General features: G+C 44.7%; 19 protein-coding genes. 7 read left to right on the forward strand and 12 right to left on the reverse strand.

Annotation, left to right across the window (positions count from 1 at the left end):
• Positions 1-589: 589 nt before the first annotated feature.
• On the reverse strand, positions 590-985 hold the full coding sequence (locus ALKIM_RS0116285) for a rhodanese-like domain-containing protein (RefSeq protein ID WP_026475575.1): 396 nt from the start codon (positions 983-985) through the stop codon (positions 590-592).
• A gap of 149 nt (positions 986-1,134) precedes the next feature.
• Here ALKIM_RS0116285 and ALKIM_RS0116290 point away from each other — a divergent pair, with 149 nt between their 5' ends.
• The 3 genes from ALKIM_RS0116290 (at position 1,135) to ALKIM_RS0116300 (ending at position 3,183) form a co-directional block, all read left to right on the forward strand.
• The gene (locus tag ALKIM_RS0116290; protein ID WP_026475576.1) at positions 1,135-2,034 is read left to right on the forward strand and encodes a LysR family transcriptional regulator; all 900 of its coding nucleotides are present in this window, start codon (positions 1,135-1,137) and stop codon (positions 2,032-2,034) included.
• Positions 2,022-2,483 carry a GNAT family N-acetyltransferase gene (locus ALKIM_RS0116295; RefSeq protein ID WP_026475577.1) on the forward strand — a complete coding sequence of 154 codons (462 nt, stop codon included), beginning with the start codon at positions 2,022-2,024 and terminating at the stop codon, positions 2,481-2,483. The genes ALKIM_RS0116290 and ALKIM_RS0116295 overlap by 13 nt, the downstream gene beginning before the upstream one ends.
• Positions 2,484-2,685: 202 nt before the next feature.
• Entirely contained in the window at positions 2,686-3,183 is a 498-nt protein-coding gene (locus ALKIM_RS0116300; protein WP_026475578.1) for a cysteine hydrolase family protein, read from the forward strand.
• 296 nt (positions 3,184-3,479) lie between these two features.
• Here ALKIM_RS0116300 and folD read toward each other — a convergent pair whose 3' ends face one another.
• The 3 genes from folD to ALKIM_RS0116315 form a co-directional block, all read right to left on the reverse strand.
• A complete protein-coding gene (gene folD, locus ALKIM_RS0116305; protein ID WP_026475579.1) occupies positions 3,480-4,358 on the reverse strand; it encodes a bifunctional methylenetetrahydrofolate dehydrogenase/methenyltetrahydrofolate cyclohydrolase FolD in 879 nt (292 codons plus the stop codon).
• A 208-nt stretch (positions 4,359-4,566) separates the two neighbouring features.
• Positions 4,567-5,901, reverse strand: a complete 1,335-nt coding sequence (gene ffh / locus ALKIM_RS0116310; protein WP_026475580.1) for a signal recognition particle protein — start codon at positions 5,899-5,901, stop codon at positions 4,567-4,569.
• A gap of 175 nt (positions 5,902-6,076) precedes the next feature.
• Positions 6,077-7,060 carry a Gfo/Idh/MocA family protein gene (locus ALKIM_RS0116315; RefSeq protein WP_026475581.1) on the reverse strand — a complete coding sequence of 328 codons (984 nt, stop codon included), beginning with the start codon at positions 7,058-7,060 and terminating at the stop codon, positions 6,077-6,079.
• Positions 7,061-7,309: 249 nt separating this feature from the next.
• Between ALKIM_RS0116315 and ALKIM_RS0116320 the strand changes: the two genes are divergently transcribed.
• Positions 7,310-8,317 (forward strand): metallophosphoesterase, encoded by a 1,008-nt coding sequence (locus tag ALKIM_RS0116320; protein WP_044118395.1) that lies wholly within the window; start codon positions 7,310-7,312, stop codon positions 8,315-8,317.
• Between the two features lie 180 nt (positions 8,318-8,497).
• On the forward strand, positions 8,498-10,159 hold the full coding sequence (locus tag ALKIM_RS0116325) for a dipeptidase (protein ID WP_026475583.1): 1,662 nt from the start codon (positions 8,498-8,500) through the stop codon (positions 10,157-10,159).
• A gap of 329 nt (positions 10,160-10,488) precedes the next feature.
• Here ALKIM_RS0116325 and hutH read toward each other — a convergent pair whose 3' ends face one another.
• The 5 genes from hutH to ALKIM_RS20185 all read right to left on the reverse strand — a co-directional run bounded on the left by hutH (position 10,489) and on the right by ALKIM_RS20185 (position 17,300).
• Positions 10,489-11,985: a histidine ammonia-lyase gene (gene hutH, locus ALKIM_RS0116330; protein ID WP_026475584.1), complete on the reverse strand. Its 1,497-nt coding sequence runs from the start codon at positions 11,983-11,985 to the stop codon at positions 10,489-10,491.
• A 126-nt stretch (positions 11,986-12,111) separates the two neighbouring features.
• Positions 12,112-13,359, reverse strand: a complete 1,248-nt coding sequence (gene hutI, locus ALKIM_RS0116335) for an imidazolonepropionase (RefSeq protein ID WP_026475585.1) — start codon at positions 13,357-13,359, stop codon at positions 12,112-12,114.
• A gap of 255 nt (positions 13,360-13,614) precedes the next feature.
• Positions 13,615-15,315: a glutamate formimidoyltransferase gene (ftcD, locus tag ALKIM_RS0116340; RefSeq protein ID WP_026475586.1), complete on the reverse strand. Its 1,701-nt coding sequence runs from the start codon at positions 15,313-15,315 to the stop codon at positions 13,615-13,617.
• Positions 15,308-17,116, reverse strand: a complete 1,809-nt coding sequence (locus ALKIM_RS18935; protein WP_218916728.1) for a urocanate hydratase — start codon at positions 17,114-17,116, stop codon at positions 15,308-15,310. The genes ftcD and ALKIM_RS18935 overlap by 8 nt, the downstream gene beginning before the upstream one ends.
• Positions 17,055-17,300 carry a hypothetical protein gene (locus ALKIM_RS20185; protein WP_218916730.1) on the reverse strand — a complete coding sequence of 82 codons (246 nt, stop codon included), beginning with the start codon at positions 17,298-17,300 and terminating at the stop codon, positions 17,055-17,057. The genes ALKIM_RS18935 and ALKIM_RS20185 overlap by 62 nt, the downstream gene beginning before the upstream one ends.
• A 176-nt stretch (positions 17,301-17,476) precedes the next feature.
• On the opposite strand from ALKIM_RS20185, the gene thiL reads away from it, so the two are divergent.
• Positions 17,477-18,481, forward strand: coding sequence for a thiamine-phosphate kinase (thiL, locus tag ALKIM_RS0116350; protein WP_026475587.1), 1,005 nt, complete (start codon positions 17,477-17,479; stop codon positions 18,479-18,481).
• Between the two features lie 20 nt (positions 18,482-18,501).
• Here thiL and ALKIM_RS0116355 read toward each other — a convergent pair whose 3' ends face one another.
• The 3 genes from ALKIM_RS0116355 to ALKIM_RS0116365 form a co-directional block, all read right to left on the reverse strand.
• Entirely contained in the window at positions 18,502-19,785 is a 1,284-nt protein-coding gene (locus ALKIM_RS0116355; RefSeq protein ID WP_044118034.1) for a voltage-gated chloride channel family protein, read from the reverse strand.
• 242 nt (positions 19,786-20,027) lie between these two features.
• Positions 20,028-20,720: a head GIN domain-containing protein gene (locus ALKIM_RS0116360; protein WP_026475589.1), complete on the reverse strand. Its 693-nt coding sequence runs from the start codon at positions 20,718-20,720 to the stop codon at positions 20,028-20,030.
• Between the two features lie 136 nt (positions 20,721-20,856).
• The gene (locus ALKIM_RS0116365; RefSeq protein ID WP_026475590.1) at positions 20,857-23,847 is read right to left on the reverse strand and encodes a DEAD/DEAH box helicase; all 2,991 of its coding nucleotides are present in this window, start codon (positions 23,845-23,847) and stop codon (positions 20,857-20,859) included.
• A 178-nt stretch (positions 23,848-24,025) separates the two neighbouring features.
• Between ALKIM_RS0116365 and ALKIM_RS0116370 the strand changes: the two genes are divergently transcribed.
• On the forward strand, positions 24,026-25,357 hold the full coding sequence (locus ALKIM_RS0116370) for an erythromycin esterase family protein (RefSeq protein ID WP_026475591.1): 1,332 nt from the start codon (positions 24,026-24,028) through the stop codon (positions 25,355-25,357).
• Positions 25,358-25,520: the final 163 nt, after the last annotated feature.

The raw sequence follows: 25,520 nt of genomic DNA on the forward strand, positions 1-25,520 counted from the left end.
ATCGGAAAATAATCTATATGAAAAGGTGGTGAGGTAGCGGGATTTTTCCTGAGTTGAAATTTATCACCATTTTAAGTATCGAAAGCAATGCAGCCATTTTACCTGAATAATTACATGCAGGTCAATGTCTTGCAGGTATCGACGACTTCATCTTCCAAGTGTTAAGGCAATTCTCAGAAGCCGCATAAAATGCTAAGATAAATCACTTCATCGATGAAGCTGAGGGCTTGAAAGGCAACAAACGCAACGGCGAAACATAACTTTTTCTCATTTATCTAACATAGTTTGTTATTGGTCAAATCTGTTTGAATTTTTCGTTATTAACGACGCCTCATCGAACGGTTTACTTTTCCCGATACTCGGGATAGACTGTTCAGGTTCTATATCCATTCCTGACAGATTTCATCCACCTACAGGTGAACGCTTTCAGCCTTTTAACCCATGCCATTCAGTGCCAACCCCTTGAAAAGGAAGCACCGCAAGGCGGATTGGAATCACTTCCAGTAAAGCGAATCCGAGAAACCAGCTCAGAATGTAATATCTAAATCCCTCTCATCTCATTTGAGGTTATGATGAATCAATTTAACTGTTAACACCCACATTGAATTCTTGCTCCAATTTGACTTGATTTTGTTCCTTCTGTTGCATAGCCATCATATTTCCACCATTCTATGCCACCCATAAGCTCTTTGACTTTAAAGCCTAATTTTGCCATATTTAAAGCACCTTTTGTAGAAGCATTGCAGCCGATTCCATCGCAATAAATGACATAGACAAAATCTCTGTCTAAGTCTTTGGTTGTTTCTTCATTTATCTCACGATGAGGAATATTGATAGCCGCTGGAATGTGTTCTGCTTCAAAAGAAATAGCTTTTCTTGCGTCAAGAGCAATGAATTTTTCGCCATTATTTAAGGCTTCAAACAAATCGGACGAGTCCATTTCAAATGCCAATTTGTTTTCGTAATGTTCAATTTGCCATTTCATCTATTTAAATTTTAGTTAATTGAAAGGACTAAATTACAATCTCAAAAACGTCATTAAAAACGAAAAGATTTCATCATCACCATTCGTTATTTTCATAAAAAGTCAAAAGTAAAATTTTGTTTCTTTGTAAGAATTTTATCAGTCAAACAATGGAGATAAGGCATCTAAAACTAATTAAAGCAATTGTAGAGGAAGGTAGCATAACAAAAGCCATCGACAAGTTGCATTTAACACAGTCTGCTTTAAGTCATCAACTTAAAGAAGCAGAGTATCAATTGGGCACTCAAATATTTTTACGACAAAATAAAAAATTAGTCCTAACCAAAGCAGGAGAGAAATTATATGAAACTGCAAACGAAGTTTTAGAAAAACTATCAAGCACAGAGCAAGAAATTAAGCGAATGATTTTTGGGGAATTTGGTACAATCAGAATAAGCACTGAATGTTATTCAAGTTATCATTGGTTGCCTCCCGTTTTAAAGCAGTTTCATTTGCTTTATCCAAATGTAGATTTGCAAATAATAATGGAAGCAACACATTATCCATTACAAAAATTAAAGGAAAACGTTATTGATATTGCTATTACCAGCGACCCAATTAATGACAACAATATTAAATACATGGAGCTATTTCAAGACGAGATGCTTATGGTTGTTTCTGCTCATCACCCTTGGGCAAATAAAAAGTACGTCGTTGCTGAAGATTTTATACATGAACATTTATTGATACATTCTTTGCCTTTGGAAACAGTTACAATTCATCAATTTCTTTTAGCACCAGCGAAAGTTACACCAAAAAAAATTACACCACTTCCACTTACAGAAGCATCAATAGAGATGGTAAAGGCAGACATGGGAATTATGGCAATGGCCAAATGGGCTGTGCAACCTTATTTGAAAGACAATACTTTAAAAACGATTAAAATTGGTAAGAACGGATTAAAAAGGAAACATCTTATTGCTATTATGAATAACATAACGCATCCAAACTATTTTAATCATTTTATTGATTTTTTACGAACAGAAATCAATCAACAATGGAATATATAATTAGAAAATGTACGGAGAAAGATTTACTAAAGTTGGTTGAATTATGTAGAAAACATGCGGAATTTGAGCAGGCAACTTACGACCCTACAGGAAAAGAGGCTTTATTAAAAAATGCATTATTTTCAGACAGACCAAAATTATTTTGCTTTGTTATTGAAAGTCAGAATAACTTACAAGGTTATTTTTCTTATACCTTTGACTTTTCAACTTGGGACGCAAGCACATTTATGTTTTTGGACTGCTTATATTTGGAACCAAAGTTTAGAGGACAAAGAATTGGCGAAGTAATTTTTGAAAAACTAAAAGAAATTGCCAAACAAAATGAATGTAATAATATTCAGTGGCAGACGCCTGTTTTTAACTTAAGAGCAGTTAAGTTTTACAACCGAATTGGCGCAATTGGGAAAGACAAAGTGAGATTTTTCATTGACACAAAACAAACCGACTAAGATGCCTTTAGGCAAAAGCGGTTTTGCTTTTTTGCGAGGGTAGTGGCCAATTTAAAGTTCGTTGGTTTTAATAAAATTTAGTGCTAATTTGAAAGTTCAGTTCACGAAATCCGCTGCTACGCAATGCCGCGAAACACTACCCGCAAGCAAACAAAATGAAATATAGGTAATGAAAATGAATTAAACCAAAGTAGGAAATTCAATGCAGAAAAAGTCTTTAGTGGTAATTGACATTCAAAATGACATTACCAAGAACTACAAAGAAATCATTGACAACGTTAATCAGTCAATAGATTGGGCAGTGGAAAATGAAATTCATGTTGTTTACATAAGGCATTATAACTTATCTGATGGTACAAGGACTTTCAAACCTAATACTCGTGGGTCTGAATTAGTTTCGGACATGAAATTGGTTTCCAATAACATTTTTGAAAAATCCAAAGGCAACGCATTGACCAGCGAGGGTTTTATTAACTTTATCAAGGAAAATGAAATAAGCGAATTTTTCATTACAGGAGCAGACGCCATTGCCTGCGTGAAATCAACCGTATTTAATATGTGCAAGGAAAACTACAAAGTTACAGTCTTATCAGATTGTATTACGAGTTATGATAAAAGGAAAATTGACGAAATGCTGATTTATTACGAAAAAAATGGCAGTAAAGTAATTAATTTGAATGACTTGATAAATTCTAAATAAAATTGCCATATATGGTGCCAGACCTTTACTTTTGAAACCATAGGAGTCTACCGTTGAACCCACCACCGAAAAAACTGAAGATAATGATTGAGACTTTTCATGTAATAAAGTAAGAATAAGCTTTATTGATAGCAATTTGTGATTAATAGTTTGGGTGGCAATATACATGATTATCAAAACCTCAAAACCAAGGAACAAAAAAGCGAGCCGGCATAACCTCTCGCTTTTTTTGTAATTTTCAAAACTCTATTTGGCAGATGCCTACAGATTTAGCAGTTTCTACCGGAGTGTTTATCTTAATAAATCTCTTTTTTGGCCGCTTTAAGGGTGTTCATAAGCAGTGAAACGATGGTCATTGGGCCAACACCACCCGGCACGGGCGTGATGTAGCTGCATTTGGGCGATACGCCTGCAAAGTCCACATCCCCTTTTAGGCGCCATCCGCTTTTGGTTTCGGTGGATGCCACACGGGTGGTACCCACATCAATTACCACGGCACCATCCTTTACCATATCGGCTTTCAGAAATTCGGGAATGCCCAGAGCCGCCACAATGATATCGGCTTGCAAACAGAGCTCCTTCAGGTTGGCCGTGCGGCTGTGACAAACTGTTACGGTGGCATCGCCAGGTGTACCTTTAAGTGATAGAAGGATGCTCATGGGGCGACCAACAATGTTGCTACGACCAATCACCACCACATGTTTTCCTTTGGTGTCTATTTGGTAGCGTTTGAGCAGTTCCATGATGCCTTGCGGTGTGGCGGAGACAAAAGCCGGAGCACCGGTAATCATACGTCCCAGGTTTTGTGGGTGAAACCCATCCACATCTTTACGCGGGTCGATGGCTTCGGTCACTTTCTCTTCAGAGATGTGCTTTGGTAACGGCAACTGAACGATAAACCCATCCACATCGGCATCTTCATTCAACTTTTTAACGGCATCGAGCAATTCGGCCTCGGTCACAGAGGCATCAAACCGGATGAGTGATGAGTTAAAACCCACCTCTTCACAGGCCTTAATTTTGGCTGCCACGTAAGTCTCACTGCCACCGTCGTTGCCTACCAAAATGGCGGCAAGATGCGGTTTTTTTTGTCCCTGTGCGGCCATTTGCTGCACTTCAGCTGCAATCTCCTGTTTGATTGCCTGCGATGTCAGTTTTCCGTCAATCAGTTGCATATCTATGTTGGTTTGAGGTTCGGAACATTCTTAAGATTTGAGTCTAACCAATGGGATTTGGCGGATTAAAATGTCTGAGTAACTATGTGGGTACTCATTTATCCCTCAAAATTCCCGGCTAATCTTATCTTTGGTTTATGACTATTTACTAACTCTCTGAAACAATAACGGTGGGAGGGATGGCTCATCCTTCTCACCGTTAATTGTTCTATCTTTTTCCCATCGGCATATTGGCCATCATGCGGGAGAGGTTTTTGCCCTGGCTCATCATTTTCATCACCTTACGGGTATCTTCAAATTGTTTGATGAGTCGGTTTACTTCCTGTATGGTGGTTCCGCTACCTGCTGCAATACGTTTGCGTCGGCTGCCGTTGATGATTTCAGGTGTTTCGCGCTCCTGTGGGGTCATGGAGTAGATAATGGCTTCCACTTCTTTGAAGGCATCGTCATCCAAATCCATATTTTTGATGGCTTTGCCCATACCCGGAATCATGCCAGCCAGGTCTTTAAGGCTACCCATCTTTTTGATTTGCTGTATCTGGCTGAGGAAGTCGTTGAAACTGAACTGGTTTTTCGCAATCTTTCTTTGCAGTTTCTGAGCCTCTTCGGCGTCGAACTGCTCCTGAGCACGCTCCACCAGCGACACAATGTCACCCATTCCCAGAATCCGGTCGGCCATACGTGAGGGGTGGAACACGTCCAGCGCATCCATTTTCTCACCAGTACCTACAAATTTAATGGGTTTGTTTACCACACTGCGGATAGAAAGCGCTGCACCACCTCGTGTATCACCATCAAGTTTGGTAAGCACCACCCCATCAAAATTCAGACGGTCGTTGAACTCTTTGGCAGTGTTTACGGCATCCTGACCCGTCATGGAGTCCACTACGAAAAGAATCTCATCAGGCTTCACGGCATCTTTGATGGCCGCAATTTCGTTCATCATCTCTTCGTCCACGGCCAAACGACCGGCGGTATCCACAATCACCAGGTCGTAGCCTTTTTGTTTGGCCTCCTTGATGGCATCTTTGGCAATTTTCACCGGGTCTTTGCTGCCCTCTTCGGTATACACCGGTACACCAATCTGCTGACCCAACACCTGTAACTGGTTAATAGCCGCCGGACGGTACACGTCACCGGCTACCAGCAATACATTTTTAGAACGTTTGGATTTTAGATGATTGGCAAGTTTTCCGGTAAAAGTGGTTTTACCCGAACCCTGCAAACCTGCTATCAGTATGACGGCCGGAGATCCTTTGATGTTGATATCGGTTGTGGCACCACCCATGAGTTGGGTTAACTCATCGTGCACAATTTTCACCATCATCTGTTCAGGCTTCACGGCGGTAAGCACGTTTTGCCCCATCGCTTTCTCTTTCACCGTTTCGGTAAAAGTTTTGGCCGTTTTGAAGTTTACGTCGGCATCCAACAGTGCGCGACGAATATCTTTAAGCGTTTCCGCTACGTTGATCTCTGTAATTTTACCCTGCCCTTTGAGCAGTTTAAACGAGCGTTCAAGTTTTTCCGATAGATTCTCAAACATCTTTTATAACTCTTTAAATTCAGCGCAAAATTAGCAAAATTTGAGCAAAAAAGAGAGGCTGAATATGATTAGTTTTATTTTGTTGTTGAGGGTTCAATTGCTTGATAGGTTTTAAAGACCCACAATCTTATGGATTGCGAGTCACAAACTATTAAAATTCGGCGGCTGTAATACGTTATCTTCTGACAATCTGCTCCATGGCCCAATTGGCTCTGGCGGCTGTTTCTCCAGTGCTGACACACTGTGACTTACCGCGTATTGATTCAACAGCTTGTTTAATGAGGTTATATTGTATGTTTTCCGGATTTAGGTATGGAAATTCCAGAGTTCCCTGCTTTGTTATCAGTCTGATGGGCTGGTGACCAAAGCCTGAAAACTGAATCTTTCCTTCGCTGCCGATTATCTCCATCAAATCCTCGTTGGCCGATGAGTCTGTTACAAAACACCAGGTGCCGCTGCCTATCACACCTGAGTGAAATGCATAGGAAGCAGTTACGGTATCTTCGGCATCATAAAGTTTTGCTCTGTTGGTAGATATGCCATTTACATCAACTATGCCACCAAATATAAAATCAAGAAAATCCAATTGGTGAGAAGCCAAATCATAGAATATTCCGCCACCTGCTATAGCAGGATCTACGCGCCACGATGGATTTGATGCGTCGGTTTCCTGAGGTAGAGCAGCTCGTGTGAGCCGGATGTTGGCCATCAACGGAATACCGATGCGGCCATCGTCCAAAAGCTCCTTTACCAATAAAAATCCCGGAAGTGTGCGCCGGTAATATGCTACAAATAATGGGATTCCAGTCTCTTTCGATACTTGATTCATTTTCTGGCATTCATCAAAGCTGGCAGCCATGGGCTTCTCAACGTAAACAGGTTTGCCTGCCATCATGGCTTCAATGGCATATTTGGCATGTGTGGATGGCGGGGTAGCAACGTAAACTGCTGTTACATCCGGATCGTTTATAAGCAGTGAGGCATCATCGTACCATTTGGGTACACCATGTCGTTTGGCATAATCTTCAGCCAACATGCCATTGCGGCGCATCACAGCCACCAGTTTGGAATTCTCTATTTTATTGAATGCCGGTCCGCTCTTTTTCTCAGTCACATCGCCGCAACCAATAATTCCCCATTGAACCATTTTATGTGTCATATTTTATTTGGTAATTCTTAAACTAATCCGAAAACTCAATTTTTGTCCTTGTTTTTGCATAAAACAACCTCGGGTTAATGTTTACATAACCTACTATAATGCGCATTAATTCAAGTGTATACGGCTAATTGTAATTTATCCCAAAAGAAAAAGAACAACTTCTACTGTTTTTTTTGATATTTTTTACCAATTTAACGAAAGCAAATCATTTTTTTTGTACCCAACATGGGATTGTTGAACAAAATAGCAATGAGGAGATTTTTTAGTGCTCTAATTCAGAACTTTAGCGCTCATCTGAAACCGGTGATTTCTGAACCAGTTGATGGGCTTTATGATATTATTGGCGATATTCATGGTTACCCCGATGAATTAAAGGCACTGCTCGTAAAACTCGGTTACGGCCAGGAGAAAGGCTATTGGAGTCATCCGCAGCGTAGGGCTATTTTTGTTGGAGATTTTGTAAGCCGTGGCCCGGGAACGCGTGATGTTCTTTTAATTATCCGCAATATGGTTGAGAATGATGCTGCATTGGCAGTTCTGGGAAACCACGAGCTGAACGTGATTGGCCATTTTACAATAAACAGCAAAGGAAAACCCATAGCCCAGCTCGCCCCATCCAATATTGCTCAAATGGATAGGATTTCGGATCAGTTTAGAGGTGAAGAAGAGGTTTTGGCCGACACTGTTAAATGGCTGCGCAGACTCCCTTTCTTTATCGATTTGGGCCATTTGCGTGTGGTACATGCTTATTGGAGCGATGAGAACAGGTATGAAATAGAGCAAACAATGACTAAAAATAAACTCACTAAAAGTCTTGTGAAAGAGATTTTTAAAGGTGAGTCGCTTTTTGCTAAAGCCGTTTGGCAAACAACGAGAGGCATTGAAATAAATCTTCCCAAAGATCTAATCATTAAAGATGAAAAAGGCGTACAGCGCACCAATTTCAGAATAAAGTGGTGGGAGAACCCGCATGGAAAAACATTCCGTTCAATAAGTTATGGAAACCGATTTAGATTACCTGATTATACGGTACCTGAACAGATACTCTTTCCGTTTGAAATATACGATGCAAGCAAACCCCTAGTGTTTATTGGTCATTATTGTGCTTTATCGGAGCCTCTGATTACAGCATCCAATGTATGTTGCACCGACAGTTGTTTGGCAGGTCCCGGACGTCTTGCTGCCTATCGATATCAGGGGGAGAAAGAGCTTTGGCATGAGTATTTTGTATTTCAGGATAGGTTCATCAGAAAATAGTTATCGGTTGTTACCTCATGTAATATATTAAGATGATAATGAGCAGAGTGAATCGAGATGTTTTCGATTTTTAAACAAGCAATACGTAAGCGCTCCAACATAATATGAGCTTTTGAGTTTCAGGTAATAATTGCCAGGTATATTTTTATAGTATAGATTTAATTAACCAATATTTAATATATGAAAATTAGACAATTGCTGATTGCTTTATTCTTGGTGATAATCGGTGGAAACTGGCAATACAGTCAGGCATGTACCAATATTTTAGTTACCCGTAACGCTTCGGCAGATGGGTCAACCATGATTTCGTATGCTGCCGATTCGCACGATTTATTTGGAGAGCTGTATTATTGGCCCGGGCAAGTGTGGCCGGCAGGTGCCATGCTCGACATCTACGAATGGGATACAGGTAAATATTTGGGAAAAATACCGCAAGTGCCACGCACTTATACTGTAATTGGCAACATGAACGAGTTTCAGGTGGCCATTGCAGAAACCACCTTTGGCGGGCGTGACGAGCTGCAAGATTCAACCGGCATCATGGATTATGGCAGCCTTATTTATGTGGCTTTGCAACGCTCTCGTACCGCACGCGAAGCCATACAGGTGATGACCGACCTGGTGAATCGTTACGGCTATTATAGTTCAGGTGAGTCATTTTCAATTGCCGACCCTAATGAAGTGTGGGTAATGGAGATGATTGGCAAGGGGCCTAACACCAGAGGCGCTGTTTGGGTGGCCGTTAAAATTCCTGACGGGTATGTAACAGCTCATGCCAATCAGGCGCGTATTACCACTTTTGCGCTTAACGACAAGGAAAATGTACTATACTCCAGTGATGTTATCTCATTTGCCCGCGAAAAGGGCTATTTTGACGGTAAAAACAAGGATTTCAGTTTTGCAGATGCGTATGCACCGCTCGATTTTGGTGCACTGCGTTTTTGCGAAGCACGGGTTTGGAGTGCTTTCCGACTGATGAACCCCGAAGCTGACAAATACATCGACTACATACAGAATGGAACCGGCGAAAGGATGCCGCTCTTTATCAAGCCATCAAAGAAAATCAGCGTGCGCGATGTACAAAACATCATGCGCGACTATTATGAAGGAACACCTCTGTCGATGACCAACGACCCCGGCGCCGGACCGTATGGAAAGCCTTACCGCTGGCGACCGCTGACCTGGGAGGTGGATGGTGTGAAATACTTCAACGAGCGTGCCATTGCCACGCAACAGACCGGATTCTCTTTTGTGGCACAGATGCGAAACTGGTTGCCAAATCCCGTGGGCGGCATACTGTGGTTTGGGGTGGACGATGCCAACATGAGCGTGTATGTGCCCATGTACATGGGAATGAAAGGGATACCTGAGAATTTCGCCCAAGGCAACGGTCATTTGCTTGAGTTCTCATGGAGTTCGGCATTTTGGATCTTCAACTGGGTGGCCAATCAGGCATACAACCGTTACAGTTTTATGATTGAAGACATTCGAAAAGTACAAAAGGAGCTGGAAGACAAGTTTGAAGCGTTTGGCCCGGCCATTGACCAGACCGCCAGAGCACTGCACGACAAAGATCCGGAACTGGCCAAAGCATTTCTGACGGAATATTCACACAATCAGTCACGTATCACCGTAGAGAGATGGAAAAAACTCGGTGAATTTCTGATGGTGAAGTATCTTGACGGCAATGTGCATGAAGAGAAAGATGGCATATTTTTAAGAAATCCGCATGGCAACCCCAAACCTGCTCGTTTTCCGGGTTACAGCGATGCCTATTACCGCCGCATTGTAGAGGAAGCAGGTGACAAACTGCGTGTGGTTGAAATACCAAAAACAGAGTAACGTGTTATATTGATATCAAATATTTAGATGTAAGGTGAATGGAGTTGATTTACAAACAATTGAATGTTATCACACTTTCTTTTAGACTTATCTATCGCTCTTAAAATCTTACATCTAAATATCCTAATTTATAGAGACTGTTTAAAATTTGTAGTAAATCTGCTTTATAGATTGTTAGATGTTAGATATTTAGACAGATAGATAAGAATAAACAGAAATCAAGATATATCTAATCATCTTTCGCAACTACTCTATCTGTCTAAAATCTAACACTTTTTTCATCTATATCAAGTATTGCAGATTAAATTTAAACATTTACATAATCTTCTTTAATAATCCATCGGATTTCTTCTGATAAAAGCCACGCTTTTCAATATTTCCGGGTACAAAACGATGTCTTCTTTTATGAAGGGCACTTCTTTGCGAAAATCAGCATGAATTTTTTCGAGAATGGGAGATGTTTTTGCCGGTCTTCGTAAATCGATGCCCTGTGCGGCATTCATTAATTCAATGGCATAGATGTGTTCAAGGTTGTCCATGATTTTAAAGAGCTTCACTGCCGAATTGGCTCCCATGCTCACGTGATCCTCCTGTCCGTTGGACGACACAATGGAGTCGCTTGACGCGGCATAACAATACATCTTGTTCTGACTCACCATGGATGCCGAGGTATATTGTGGAATCATGAATCCCGAATTGAGCCCGCCATTGGTGATGAGAAACTCGGGTAATCCTCTCAATCCCATAATTAATTGTGCTACACGTCTTTCTGAAATATTTCCCAATTCCGACAGGGCAATGGCCAGATAATCGAACGCCAAAGCCAGGGGCTGTCCATGGAAATTTCCCCCTGAAATAATTAGGTCTTCATCCGGAAAGATGGTGGGGTTATCGGTTACGGAGTTTATTTCGGTTAACAAAACAGAAGCCACATAGCTGATGGCATCTTTAGTGGCGCCATGCACCTGTGGAATGCATCGGAATGAGTATGGGTCCTGAATATGCGCTTTGGGGCGATTGATGAGCTCGCTGCCTTCCAACAGCGTTCTGAAGTTATTGCCGGTCTCAATTTGTCCATGATGGGGGCGTATTTGCTGGATGCAGTCCATAAATGGAGCCAGACATCCATCAAAGGCCTCGAGTGACATGGCCGCAATTAAATCGGCCTTTTTAGAGAAGCGTTGCGCTTTGAGGATGGCAAATACGCCGTTGGCGCTCATAAACTGGGTGCCATTGAGCAACGCGAGGCCTTCTTTGCTTTTCAGTTTGATGGGCGCCCATCCAAACTCATCGAGAACCGACATGGCCTCCCGTTTCTGGCCTTTGTAGTTCACATCGCCCACGCCAATGAGCGGAAGGAAGAGATTGGCCAGAGGAGCCAAATCGCCCGAAGCCCCCAGCGAACCGCGGTCATACACAATGGGGAGTATGTCGTTGTTGAAGAAATCGATGATGCGCTGCACCGTCACCAGCTGCACACCGCTGTGCCCCAATGAGAGTGCGTGTGCTTTGAGCAGCATCATCAGTTTGATGATAACCGGCTTTATCTCTTCACCCACACTGCAGGCGTGACTCTTAATCAGATTTTCCTGAAGGATGTTCAGGTCGTGGGCCGATATGTTTTTGTTGCATAACGAACCAAAGCCGGTGGTGATTCCATATAGGGGTTCATTGGCCGTTTCAATTTTTTTATCGAGAAAGAGCCGGGCTTTCTCAATGCGCTCTTTGGCTTCTGTGGCCAGCTCCAGTTTCAGGTTTTCGTTGATGATGCGTTCAAGCGTTTCGAACGTTAGTTGGCCGGTGCCTATCTGAAAGATATTTTTCATCGGAATAGGTTATTTATAGATGAATAGATTTTAGATGATTAGATTGATAGATTAGATTTGTGGAAGCAAGATAGAGCACGAATTTTAATTTCTATATCCATCTGAAATCTAATCATCTTCATGTCTTTAAGAATTTTGCGATACGATTCTGCCATCTTTAATGGTCATTTGCACGCAATTCATGCCCACATAATAGGGCAGGATGTGGTAATTGTCTGAATTGAGCATGATGATGTCCGCTTTTTTCCCCACCTCAATGCTACCGATGGCATCGGCGCGGTTCAGGGCGGCGGCCCCATTCAGAGTCAGTGCGGTGATGACCTCTTCGATGGTCATGCCCATATAGATGCAGGCCAGGGCAATGGTGAGCGGCACCGAGCCCGAAAAACAGCTGCCTGGGTTCAGGTCGGTAGCCAAAGCCACGGCCATACCCTCATTAATCATGAATCGTGCCCTTGGGTAAGGTTCTTTAAGGGCAAAAGCTGTGAGGGGTAACAAGGTGGCCACTACGTTTTGCTCAGCCATCATCCGCAATCCTTCGTCAGACGCCTGCAGCAGATGGTCGGCCGATATGGCGCCCACTTCAGCAGCCAATGCTGCTCCGTCGGTATCCACAATCTCATCGGCATGTAATTTGGGTTGAAGTCCATGCTTTTTGGCAGCCAATAGCAACTTGCGCGATTGGGGCACGGTAAATACGCCCTTTTCGCAAAACACATCGCAGAATTCGGCCAGCTTCCTTGATTCTATTTCATGTAAAACTTCCGTAATGATATAATCGATATAATCATCGGCTCTCCCTTCAAACTCTTTGGGCACGGCATGGGCACCCAAAAAAGTTGGGACTACGTCCACCAACCGGTCTTTGGCTTCTGAAAGATGTCGCATCACCTCCAACTGCCTGATTTCGGTCTCTTTATCCAAACCATAGCCACTTTTCCCTTCTACCGTGGTGATGCCCATGCGGCTCATCGAAAACAGGAAAACAGTGGCTTTGGCAATTAATGAGTCTGCTGTTTCGTTGCGGGTGACTCGCACCGTGCTGGCAATGCCGCCACCTTTTTGCATGATGGACATATAGCTTTCGCCCTTCAAACGCCATGAGAACTCCTCGGAGCGCTCTCCTCCAAACACAAAATGGGTGTGGGAATCGACAAAACCGGGCAATAGACATTTTCCGCCGGCATCCAGATGGTTGAACCCTGGGTTAGACTTCGGATAAGGCGCTTCACCAACTTGCACAATGCGGCCATCTTCTATTTCCACATAGCCTTTGCTGAAGATTTTCAGTTTGCCCATTTCAGAACCTTTTCGGGCCGAGAAACCGGTTGGCGTCACGATTTTTGCATTGGTGATGAGTAAGTTATTTGGCATGGCAAATCGGTTTATTTGCTGTTAAAATTGTGTTTAATAGGGATTATCTTTCCTCATCCTGTATGTTATTTATAACTGTGAATGATATAAATTAAAATATTCTTAACGCAGAGATTAAAATCGCTCTGCGATTTTGATTCTCTGCGACCTCCGTGTCTTCTCTTGAGAAAGCCAAATATGTTCACCAAATTCGACACATACCGCTAAGATACATCCGCATTAATGAAAATCTCTGCGTTGATAATCAATATATATTCAGTGCCTTTGTCCAATTTTCCCATTCACGATACCTAAAATCTCATTTTCGAGCGCAATCGCTTTTTCTTCCATCTGAGCCCCTTCATTCAGCACTTGCTCCACATAGGCCTTGTCGTTGTAATCAGCAGCGTTGATGCGCACATTCAAAAAGGCACCCATCACGGCTGAGCGGGCACACAGCGCACCCACACCGGCGTCACTCACCGAATTGGGGTTGCCGGTTTCGGCCATGGCTTTGATGATTTCCATGCTTTGAAGCGACAGTTTCATCACTTTCAGCGGCACATCGATGGCGTTGCGGGTGGCGGTCTGAATGGCTTGTTGGCGCACTTTACGCTCCTCATCAGTCGCTTTGGGCATGTCAAACGCGGCCATAATCCGGTTGAAGGCTTGCGTGTCGGCGTCAATAAGGGTAGTGAGCTCTTTCTTAATGGCCTGCCCCTTACATGCCCAGTCGCTAAACGCTTCCCATCGGTCGTCCCAACCACGTTTGTGCGATGACAAATTGGCCACCATGGTAGCCAGTGCAACACCCAGTGCCCCCATACATGCCGCAATTGACCCTCCACCCGGTGCCGGACTTTCGCTGGCTGTCTCATCAATAAAACAAGAGAGGGGTTTACTAACCAGATGCTTGTCATTACCATCTTCCAGCAGATATTCGATGATGCGTTTTTCAGGCTCAAAAGGCGACAGTTCATCAAGTCCCATACTTTTTACGGCAATCTTAATCAGTTCGCGTTCAGAAACGCCGGCTGAGCGTTTTTGTTTTCTGAGAAAGTAAGCACCTGCATCTGTGAGGCATTTGAGCGGCACTACGCCCACCAGTTCGGAACCGGTAACCCGTAATCCGCGTGCCTCTGCTTTTCGGCAAACCTCGTCAAAAGCGATGTGAAGCGGCGTGACGTGGATATTGGTCAGATTCATCGAAATCTGGCAGATGCCATACTCTTCGATATACCAGCCAATGGCTTTGACGGATTTGAGCGTTCCTGGCACTGAAACCGGATTGCCGTCGGCATCTTTTACAATTTTCCCTGTGATGGGGTCACCTTCGCGCATCACGCGACCCGCCTCGCGGACGTCGAAGGCCACAGAGTTGGCTCTGCGTGTGGAGGTGGTGTTTAGATTCACGTTATAGGCAATCAAAAAATCGCGTGCGCCAATTGCGGTGGCACCCCGCTTTTCATCGAAACGGGCTGAGCCAAAATCGGGTTTCCATTGGGGGAGCTTGATTTTTTCGGTAAAACCTTCATATTCGCCTGCGCGGATGACGGACAGGTTGCTACGTGTTTTATCCGGCTGGGCATGTTCATACAGATAGACGGGCAGGTTGAGTTCTTCGCCCACCCGGCGTGCCAGTTTACGAGCCCACTCGGCAGTCTCATCCATGGATATATTGGCGATGGGGATGAGGGGACAAACATCGGTGGCACCCATGCGCGGATGTTCGCCCTTGTGTCTGGACATGTCGATAAGTTCACCGGCTTTTTTGATGGCCAGAAAAGCCGCCTCAATAACCGGCTGGGGAGCTCCTACAAAGGTGACCACTGTGCGGTTGGTGGTCTTTCCGGTGTCTATGTTTAGGATTTTGACGCCATCGATGCGCTCTATCTCATCGGTAATGGCTTTAATCACCGACAGGTTAACCCCTTCCGAAAAATTGGGAACGCATTCTATGATTTTTTTGTTATCCATTTTTCTCCGTTTTAACGAGATTTTCAATCAGGTTGTCATCTGCAATATATGGCATGGTGACTTGCGCATCGCTTGCATGATGCAAGTTAAAATCATGACAAGCCGCGATGGCGTTGGGATTTCGAGCCCAGGCACGGCGGGCCACGCCACCCATCACATCCCACATCATGGCCGATTTGAGGATTTCATCCACCCGTTGGCTGCCATCACACACCATCCCAAAACCACCATTGATGGATTTACCGATGCCAACACCTCCGCCATTGTGAAGGGCTACGAGACTCATACCACGGGCACAATTTCCGGCAAAACATTGCGTGGCCATGTCGGCCATCACGTTGCTGCCATCCTTGATGTTGGCTGTCTCCCTGAACGGGGAGTCTGTGCCGCTCACATCGTGGTGGTCACGTCCGAGCATGATGGGGCCCACTTCTCCATCGCGCACCATCTGATTAAAGCGCAGAGCTATTTTGAGACGCCCTTCGGCATCCTGATAGAGAATTCGTGCTTGTGTGCCCACCACAAGTTGGTTTTTATCGGCATCGCGAATCCAATTGTAGTTGTCCAAATCCTGTACCCGACGATTCACATCGATGCAAGCCATGGCCGCCTGGTCGGTTTTTATCAAATCGTCGTGCTTCCCGCTCAGACAGACCCATCGGAAAGGGCCATAGCCATAATCAAACAGTTCAGGTCCCATGATGTCTTCCACATAGCTGGGCCAAATGAAACCATCCTTGTCGTTTGTGCCGTTGCGGGAAATCTCATGAATGCCCGAGTCGTATATGGCCTTCATAAATGAGTTGCCATAATCGAAAAAATAGGAGCCGGCCTCAACCAGCTGTTTAATCACGGAGTAGTGTCTTTTAAGGGTTTCGTCCACCAATATCCGGAATTTAGTTACATTCCTTTCAAGAAGTTGCGTGCGCTCTTCAAAAGTGATGCCGGCCGGACAATAGCCCCCATCGTAAACGGCATGGCAGGAAGTTTGGTCGGAGAGCAGGTGGATGTGCACCCGGTTCTCAGCGGCATACTCTAGCAGGTCAACGATGTTGCCATGAAAGGCAATGGAGCAGGGCGCTTTTCTTTTTTGCGCAACAGATGCAAGGTTAAAGGCTTCCTCCGGTTTTGTGGTGATGTGCTGCACCCAGCCCTGGCTGTGACGCGTTTTGATGCGTGAATCGTCCACTTCGGCAATGATGGCCACCGCGCCGGCAATTTCAGCAGCTTTGGGCTGCGCGCCACTCATGCCCCCCAAACCGGAAGAAACAAACAGAATGCCGCGCAAATCTGAATTGCCTGCCAGGCCGATTTTTAACCGGGCCGCATTGAGTAAGGTGTTGTAAGTGCCATGAACAATCCCTTGCGGGCCGATGTACATCCAGCCGCCCGCTGTCATCTGCCCATAATTGGCCACGCCCATCTGAGCTGCCACAGACCAGTCGTGCTGATTGTCAAACTGCCCCACCATCAGTGAATTGGTGATAATGACCCGTGGCGCATCGGCCTTTGAATGAAAAAGACCGAGGGGATGCCCCGACTCTACCACGAGGGTCTGCTCCTGCGTCATTATCTCCAGATAGTGTTTGATAAGGTTGTATTGCATCCAGTTTTGGCACACTTGTCCTGTTTCGCCATAAGTGACCAATTCATAAGGATAGAGTGCAATATCGAAACACAAATTATTGTCAATCATCACCTGAAACGCTTTTCCTTCGATGCATCGACCTTGATATGCATCAATGCCTTTTGGTTGGATATCCCCCCGGTGGTCGGAAACGGTAGCCATAGATGCGTCCAAAGGCTTTTAGTTCCGATAGAAACTCCGGTGCCATTTCCTGGTGAAGATTTTGAGGAATGTAACGCAACGCATTTTTCAGGGCTACCACAGTTTGTTGCTCAGTGAGCGAAAAACCACGATTGGGAGCCCTGCGGATGCCTTTCACAAAATCGGGATAGGGTGGAAGATGTGTAATTGGTATCATGGCGATAGGGATTTATAATCATTAAATTAAGGATTAATCATCAAAGAAAACATGAGAAATGCTTTTGTTATGAAAATGAGGTTTGGATAGAAACAATCGGGTAGGTCTAAGCATGTTTCGCGTATTTTTTATAATCAATTTGGATATCTTTGTCTGATTGTACAATTTGACCTTTCATGAAACTTACAGAAATAGGAGAATTTGGCTTTATAGAGCGTTTTGCTCATAAATTTGAGGATTTATTAACGCCAAACGCCATGGGAATTGGTGACGACTGCGCCATTTTACCGGCAGGCGATGATTTTGATTTGGTATTTACTACCGATATGTTGGTAGAAGATATTCATTTTCTACGCGATAAAATCTCTCCGCTCGATTTAGGTCATAAATCTCTTGCCGTAAATCTCAGCGACGTAGCCGCCATGGGTGCCGAGCCGGTGGGTTCCTTTCTCTCTATCGCCATTCCTAATACCATCGATGTGGAATATCTGGACAGCCTGATGGAGGGGTATCACCAATTAAGTGAAAAATACAAACTTCCGCTTATGGGAGGGGATACCACACGCTCGCCGTATAAATTGGTGCTCAACATCAGTGTAGTGGGAAAAATTGCCAAGGGTAGAGCCAAACTCAGAAAAGCAGCCATGGTGGGCGATGTGGTGGCTGTTACCGGTTCACTTGGTGATTCGGCAGCCGGTTTGCATGCACTGATGAATGATTTTAAGACCGATGACACAGTGCAATTGCTCATTAACCGTCATCACCGTCCGGAGGCGCACGTCTCTGAAGGCATCTGGCTCGGCAACAGACCGGCAGTGCATGCCATGATGGATGTGTCGGATGGCATCGCCTCAGATTTGATGCACATTTTAAGAGCGTCCGGCAAATCAGCCACAATAAAAATGGAGCAGTTGCCACTCTCGGGCCAATTGCTCAGGATGACTGAAAGCCATCATCTTAATCCCTATGAACTGGCCACTTCGGGGGGAGAAGACTATTGTCTTCTGTTGACTGTGGCTGCCGATAGGTTTGAACAAACAGCCGATAATTTTCAGCAATCATTTGGCCGACCGCTTCACGCCATCGGAAGAATAGAAGCAGGTGAGCCTTCCATTCAATGGACTCTGAATGGAACTGCGACAGATAATCCGAAAGGTGGATTTAATCATTTCAGCGGCTGAGTGTACTTGAGAAGAATTAACTAGATATCATCCAGCATTTTCCCGCTTTGTCGCCCCATGAAAATATGTTTGGGACTTCCAATTATCTGTGACCCGTAAATACCGGTATGTCCCGAAAAGATATAGGCCATTACACAGGCCGTGGCGATGTATGCGCCACCTGCTGCACCAAACAACTCCAATCCCATGAAAGTGCAGGCCAACGGTGTGTTGGTGGCACCGGCAAATACAGCTACAAATCCCATTCCGGCTAGCAGCGCCATAGGTAGCGGCAAAAACAGCGAGAGCAGATTTCCCAAAGTGGCTCCAATAAAAAAGAGCGGGGTCACTTCGCCACCTTTAAACCCGGCTCCAAGCGTGAAAGTGGTGAAAAGTATTTTGGCAATAAAATCAAACCATGGCACCTGTTGTTCAAAGGCTTCCACAATGACCGGCACGCCCAGTCCGATATAGCGTGTATTACCTATGAGCCATACAGCCAAGGCAATGATGGCCCCACCCAAAACAGGACGAAGCGGAGGCCAGTTGACAATTTTCTTAAACAAATTGGCCCAATACCGTGCCGAGAAGGAAAATGCTCTGGCGGTGAATCCAAACACTATTCCGGCCAAAATTGCCCAGACAAGATTTAATGGTGTAAATTCAGGTACAAAAGGGATGGTATAAACCGTATGGGGAATTTGCCAGGCGTGACAGGTCCAGTTGGCAATAAAGGCAGCCAGAAAGGCAGGAAGAATGCCCTCGTACCGCACCCTGCCCACCACAAAAACTTCAAGGGCAAAAACGGCACCGGCCAGTGGCGTCCCAAAAACGGATGCGAAACCGGCACTCACACCGGCCGATAGCAATACTCTGCGGTCGCGCGGACGAAGCTTGAACAATTTTGTGAACTGGTCGGCTATGGCACCGCCCATCTGCACTGCTGTACCCTCACGACCCGCTGAGCCACCAAAAAAATGGGTGGCAATGGTACCAAACAAGACTAATGGTGCCATGCGCAACGGAATAATCTTTTTAGGAGAGTGAAATTCATCCAGCAATTGATTGTTTCCTTTTACCACATTTTCGCCCCAGTAATAATACGTCAAGCCTATGATTAAGCCTCCCAATGGCAGCAAAGCAATAATCCAGATATTGGCTTCGCGCCAGTTTGTTGCCCAGTCCAATGCCCAGAGAAAAAGAGCCGATGCAGAGCCTGCCATCGCGCCAATGATTAAGCATATCAGCATCCATTTAAACAGATAACCAAATAAAGTGGTGACGGAGGCATCAACCCAACGTTTTTTCAGGAGTACCTTAATCATTTTGATGGCTTACGTTTATTGGTGCAGCTTCAAATTTACGAATTATGTTACGATTCAGAAGTTATTGGATAATCAAATAATGGCTTTTAGAAAAAAAATCCCTGCACCGATTTCACAAAATCGCATGCAGGGATGATTTATATTCGATGTAATTTGACTCGTTGTAAGAGAGTTAGATAAAATTTGTGTGTTTTTAAAGCTATCTAATATTCTCCGGGTGATGGAACGGTTTCTTTATCCGGTTACATTTTTTCAACGCGGCCGCCAAGATTGGTTCTTGCATCTACTTTTGGCGGGTTTCCGGTATATTCGATACGGGCACCTGAGCCGGCACGGGCTTCCAGTTTGTCGGTTACCCATACCTGAGCACTGGCTCCGGTATTGGTGCGCACATTGCCCTCTTTGCTTTCCAGATTGGCACCCAGAAAGCGGCCTCCGGTGGTGGCATTCACATCAATGAAATCGGCACTACCGGTTACTTCAATGCGCGAAGCAGATGCATTGGCAATGAGTTTTTTTACTTCCACTTCTAACTGGATGGAGGCATCTGCACCCGTTTCAAGAGTGAGCTGGTCCGCTTCAATCAAATCATCAGAATAGACACTGCCACCTGTACCAGCAGATATTTCACGTATCTCCTGATAATAGAGATACACATTCACGGCCATGTCGCGATAAATGCGGGCTCTCATCCGGATGGTTAGTTCACGGCCTTTTTGTTCGATGAGTACATCGGCAGGGTCTGCATTTTCAATGTGAATTTCGGCCTTAGGTGCTTCACCTTCAATAAGAGTGACGTTGATACCCCGGCTCACCCGTATCTGGTCAAAGGCACTTAGTTCTCTGGTTTCTATTACCAGACCCTGGCCATTTTCCTGTGCCATGAGGGGAAAGACTGCTGTCAGCAGCGACATAATAAGTAGTATCCGTTTCATGTTAATATTGTTGTTTGGTTTTGATTTTTGTTCAGTTATTACATTGGTCAGGGAATTGGGCAGATGACATTAGTTAAAACCATATAGCTTTATGCCACTCGGGTACTTCCAAATCAAAAATCACGCCATATCTTCGTTAACTGAACAGTTCCAGTATCTCTTCCTGCGATAAATCGGTAAGTGGGTTGTTGTTGTTCACGAACACATCTGCCAGTTCGGATTTCCGCTGTTGAAGTCGTGCAATTTTCTCCTCGATGGTTCCGGATGAGAGAAAGCGGTACACAAATACATTCTTGGTTTGTCCAATACGGTGGGCACGGTTAATGGCCTGTGCTTCGGCGGCCGGGTTCCACCAGGGATTGAGCATGAACACATAATCGGCCTTGGTCAGATTTAGTCCTACACCTCCGGCTTTCAGGGAAATGAGGAAAATGGAGGCCTGCTCATTGAATTCCTGAATGACTTTGGCCCGTTCACGCGTGGCACCGGTCAGTTTCACATAAGCCAGTTTTCGCTTGTTGAGCTCATGCTCAATGAGTTCAAGGTCTTTCACAAAGGATGAAAACACCAGTACATTGTGGTTTTCTGCCACAATACTCTCCAAATGGTCAAGTATCTGTTCAAATTTTCCTGAAGAGCCTTTGTAGTTTTCATCTACCATTACCGGATGATTGGCAATTTGGCGCAGTCGTGTCAGTGCCTGAAGTGCCATGATGGCACTCTGTTCGGCTGTTTTATGTTCAAAAATTTTATAGATGCTGTTGCGGATGCCTGATTTTTCTCTCTCGTAGAAGGTCTCCTGCTCAGGCGTCATGTCGCAGTATAGCACCTGTTCCATGATGGGGGGCAGGTCTTTTGCCACATTCTCTTTGGTACGCCGCAACATAAAAGGCTGGATGAGTTTTCGCAATTTGGCCTCTTTCTCTTCGTTGTTGTTGCGGGTGATGGGCTGCACAAAATGACGCTTGAAAAAGTTGAGCGACCCCAGTAAGCCCTTATTAACCAGGTTCATTTGTGCCCACAAATCCACCAGAGAATTCTCTATTGGTGTACCCGTAAGCACCAGGCGATGCGATGATTCAATGCTTTTAACAGCGTCATATATTTTAGAAGTCGGGTTTTTAACATATTGGCTCTCATCCAGAATAAAATAGTGAAAATAGTAATTGCGCAACATTTCGATGTCGTTTCGCAGAATGCCATACGAGGTTACCACCAGATGATAATGTCTGAATATTCGTCCTATTTCTTTGGATTTAAGTCGATTGTTGCCTGTGTAGGCATATACGCGCAACGAAGGGGCAAATTTACGTATCTCATCTTGCCAGTTGTGAACCAGCGAGGTGGGCATCACGATTAGCGATGCGGGAATTCCTGTTTCGTTGAACGATTTTATCTTTGGTATATCGAAGAGCGAAAGCTGTTGAGTTTTGGGGATTTCTGCCTCCTGTATAGTCATTTCCAACCCGGCATCTACCGGTACTTCTTCCCGGGGTTGATTCTGATATATTTTTTGTAGCAGGGTGATGGTCTGTAACGTTTTCCCCAATCCCATGTCATCGGCCAATATGCCACCAAAGCCATTTTCGAGGAGGAAATTAAGCCAGGCGTATCCTTCCATCTGGTAGGGTCTCAGTTTTGCCTGAACGCCAGTTGGCAGGGTAACTTCCGGGAAGGTGACGGATTTATCGCCATTCTCGCTAGCCAGATTGGAAATTCCATGTTTCACCTGCTCCATAATTTGGAAATGGGCGCGTGGTAATCGAATGGTATGCAGGTCGGTCTTGGCGTAGTTAAACAACTCCGAAAAGCGGGTAAACCACTCCTGCGGTATCATAAACAGTTTGCCATCGGGCAGTTCGAATTCCGGGTTGTTTTCGAGCAGGTTTTTCCTGAATTTCATAAATGCGATGGAAAACTCACCTATTTGCACTCTTGCTCTGATTTCAAACCAATCGTTGTCTTCTCCTGTGTCAATGTGAAGTGATACTTTGCCAATGAATACCTCTTTATCGTCCACATGCGCATCGAGTGAGTAACCGAGAGTTTCGAGCCTGTATTTATTTACATTTATCCAATCTGACAGCTGCGCAAGCGTAGCAACGGGATTTGAAAATTTGTTTCCTGATGCAGGCCTGAACAAACCGTCACCGCAGCGCAAAAGTCCCAACTCCAGTAGAATTTCTTCTACCTTTTTCTCAAACTCAAAATCCCTTACAATTTTCTGGAATTTATAGGTTGTACCTTCTTTGATTAGTTTGACAAATACGGGGGCTTTCTGGTCAGCCAAAAACTGCTTGTCGTGATAGGAAAAATGAAGCGCGAGGGCAGGCATCTGCTGTAAATCCTTCTTAATAGCCAGGTGCACCCCGGGGGAATCACTTGTGGATTCAATTTGAAAGCCTTTGGCAATTACATCGTGGTTGCGCACGCAGTTGGCTACAAAATCCTCCATGTACACATCCACCTGTCGCTCCGGAATGGTAATGGTTGTTTTGGCAATAAAAGGCTTGAACTTTTTCCAATCGGTATTGTCGAAATAGTATATGCGGCTCTTAATTTTTAATACAGCCGGTTCTTTGCACAGAAAATCGACTTCACGGCCAAATAGGGCAAAAATCCTGGGTTCAGACCCAGGATAATCTTGTCTTATCTGTAAAGTGTATAGCAGTCCTTCCGGCGTAAGTTCAAAAGTGAACACCGGTTTGGCCGGCATGGGGCCAATGTGAAGCAGGTCAGATTGATATAGGTTACTAAATGTACTGTCCTTATAATACGCAGGAATGGTACCGCGTGAAAGCAACTTTACGGCGTCATAAACTTTTTGTTCAATATATGGCTTTATGAGGCTTTCAAACCTTCCATCCAGTGGCAGTTTGTCGATGAATTGTTTCAAAGTGCCTTCGCGGGCATATTTTTTAAACAGACTTTGGTCACTGATTTTCGAGAGTAGTGTCACGATGGACTTTTCATCATCAGAATAACGCCCCGACTGCTCTGACAAATGGTTGAGAGTTGCGTGTTCATGAAGGGTTATGGGCTGGTTCTCCTCGAAGGATGCATGGTAAGGAATAGCCGTCAATCCAATGTGTCTCTTTTCTGTAAAAACGATGATGAGTTGTTCCATCTACAGCCTTTGTCTGGTTTGTAAACCTACAAATATAATCATAAACACGGCCCGCAGGTTGCATTTTCAGGATAGTTTTTGTATTTAGTAAACATGAAGTGTATTTTATTAAGATGCTCCGAACCGTCATCCTTTTGGATGATGATATTGGTCGGGCATATTATTTAAATGAGATGATATGAAGAATAGAGATGTGTTTAAGCTTCTGGCGCTGGTTTTAATTGGCTCAGCAATTTGCCTGAGAATAGAGGCACAGCCTGCTGGTAATCTTACCGATTATTTTGCGTCGAAGGCCACTCCGTTTAACGCTGCCGATGATTTAGACCCACTAATACAGTCAGCTGCAAACAGAAAACTGGTGCTTCTGGGGGAAGCATCTCACGGAACTCATGAATACTACCACTGGCGAAGTGAAATATCTAAAAAACTGATTCAGGAACATGGCTTTGCTTTTATCGTAGTTGAGGGCGATTGGGCATCGATTTACCGTCTGAACAAATATGTAAAGGGGCTCGATTCCCAATCCTCATCCGCACTGGATGTGTTGCGTTCGTTCGACCGCTGGCCACAATGGATGTGGGCCAATACCGATGTGGCACACCTGGCTGAATGGCTGCGCGAATACAACACTGGCCGTCCGTTGAATGAGATGGTTGGCTTTTTTGGTATGGATGTTTACGGGCAATGGGATGCGATGGATGATTTGCTGGAATATACCCGTGAGCATCTGCCGCACCACCACGATGAGATATCAAGGAATCTCAACTGCTTTGCCGGATTTGGCAGTGACGAATGGCAATATGCTCGTGCTGTGGCTGCCGGTCAGGCAGGGTGCAGCGAAAACCTGGAGAGGGTAGTGGAGATACTCAGAAACTATGAAACAAAGTTGGCAGGAAGCGACCCCAAAGGGTATTTCAGAGCCAAACAGAATGCGCTGGTTATGAAAAATGCCGAAAGTTTCTACCGCCTGGCCGTTGGCAGCAGCGCAGAATCGTGGAACAGCAGGGTAGACCACATGTGGCTTACCGTTCAGCGATTGTTTCAGTTTCATCATGAAGATGCCAAAGGCATTGTTTGGGCGCACAATACCCACGTAGGCGATTCACGTGCTACCACCATGGCATTGCACAACCAGTATAACATTGGAAGCCTAAGCCGCGCCGAACTGGGAGAGGAGCAGGTCTATATTATTGGCTTTGGCACACGCAGCGGCACGGTGAATGCCGGTAGTCAATGGGGCGCTGCAATGCAGGTAATGCGCGTTCCGGAGGCTCAGTCCGGAAGCCTCGACCATTATCTTGGTATGATAAAGTACCCGCAGTTTTTCATTCGTTTTGATGTCTCCGACAGGCAGCATCCGTTACTCGCCGAACCGCTTGGCCACAGAGCCATTGGCGTCACCTACAACCCGCGCCGTGAAGCCGGAAATTACGTCCCCACGCTGCCGGCCTGGCGGTACGATGCCCTCATTTTTTTCCAGCAAACGCGCGCATTGAATCCGGTTAAATAAACAATTTAATTGCCTGGTAAGTGTTCAGTCTGGTGCGTGAAACACTTATATAACTGTACTTTATAAATCCGATAAACTTTATTAACACTCATTGGATGAACCATTGATGCATCGGAACGGTTATTTGTAGAAATATTCACACATAAGATTAAACATTTTCCAT

The sequence above is a fragment of the Alkaliflexus imshenetskii DSM 15055 genome (assembly GCF_000517065.1).
In the GTDB taxonomy this organism is placed as follows: domain Bacteria; phylum Bacteroidota; class Bacteroidia; order Bacteroidales; family Marinilabiliaceae; genus Alkaliflexus; species Alkaliflexus imshenetskii.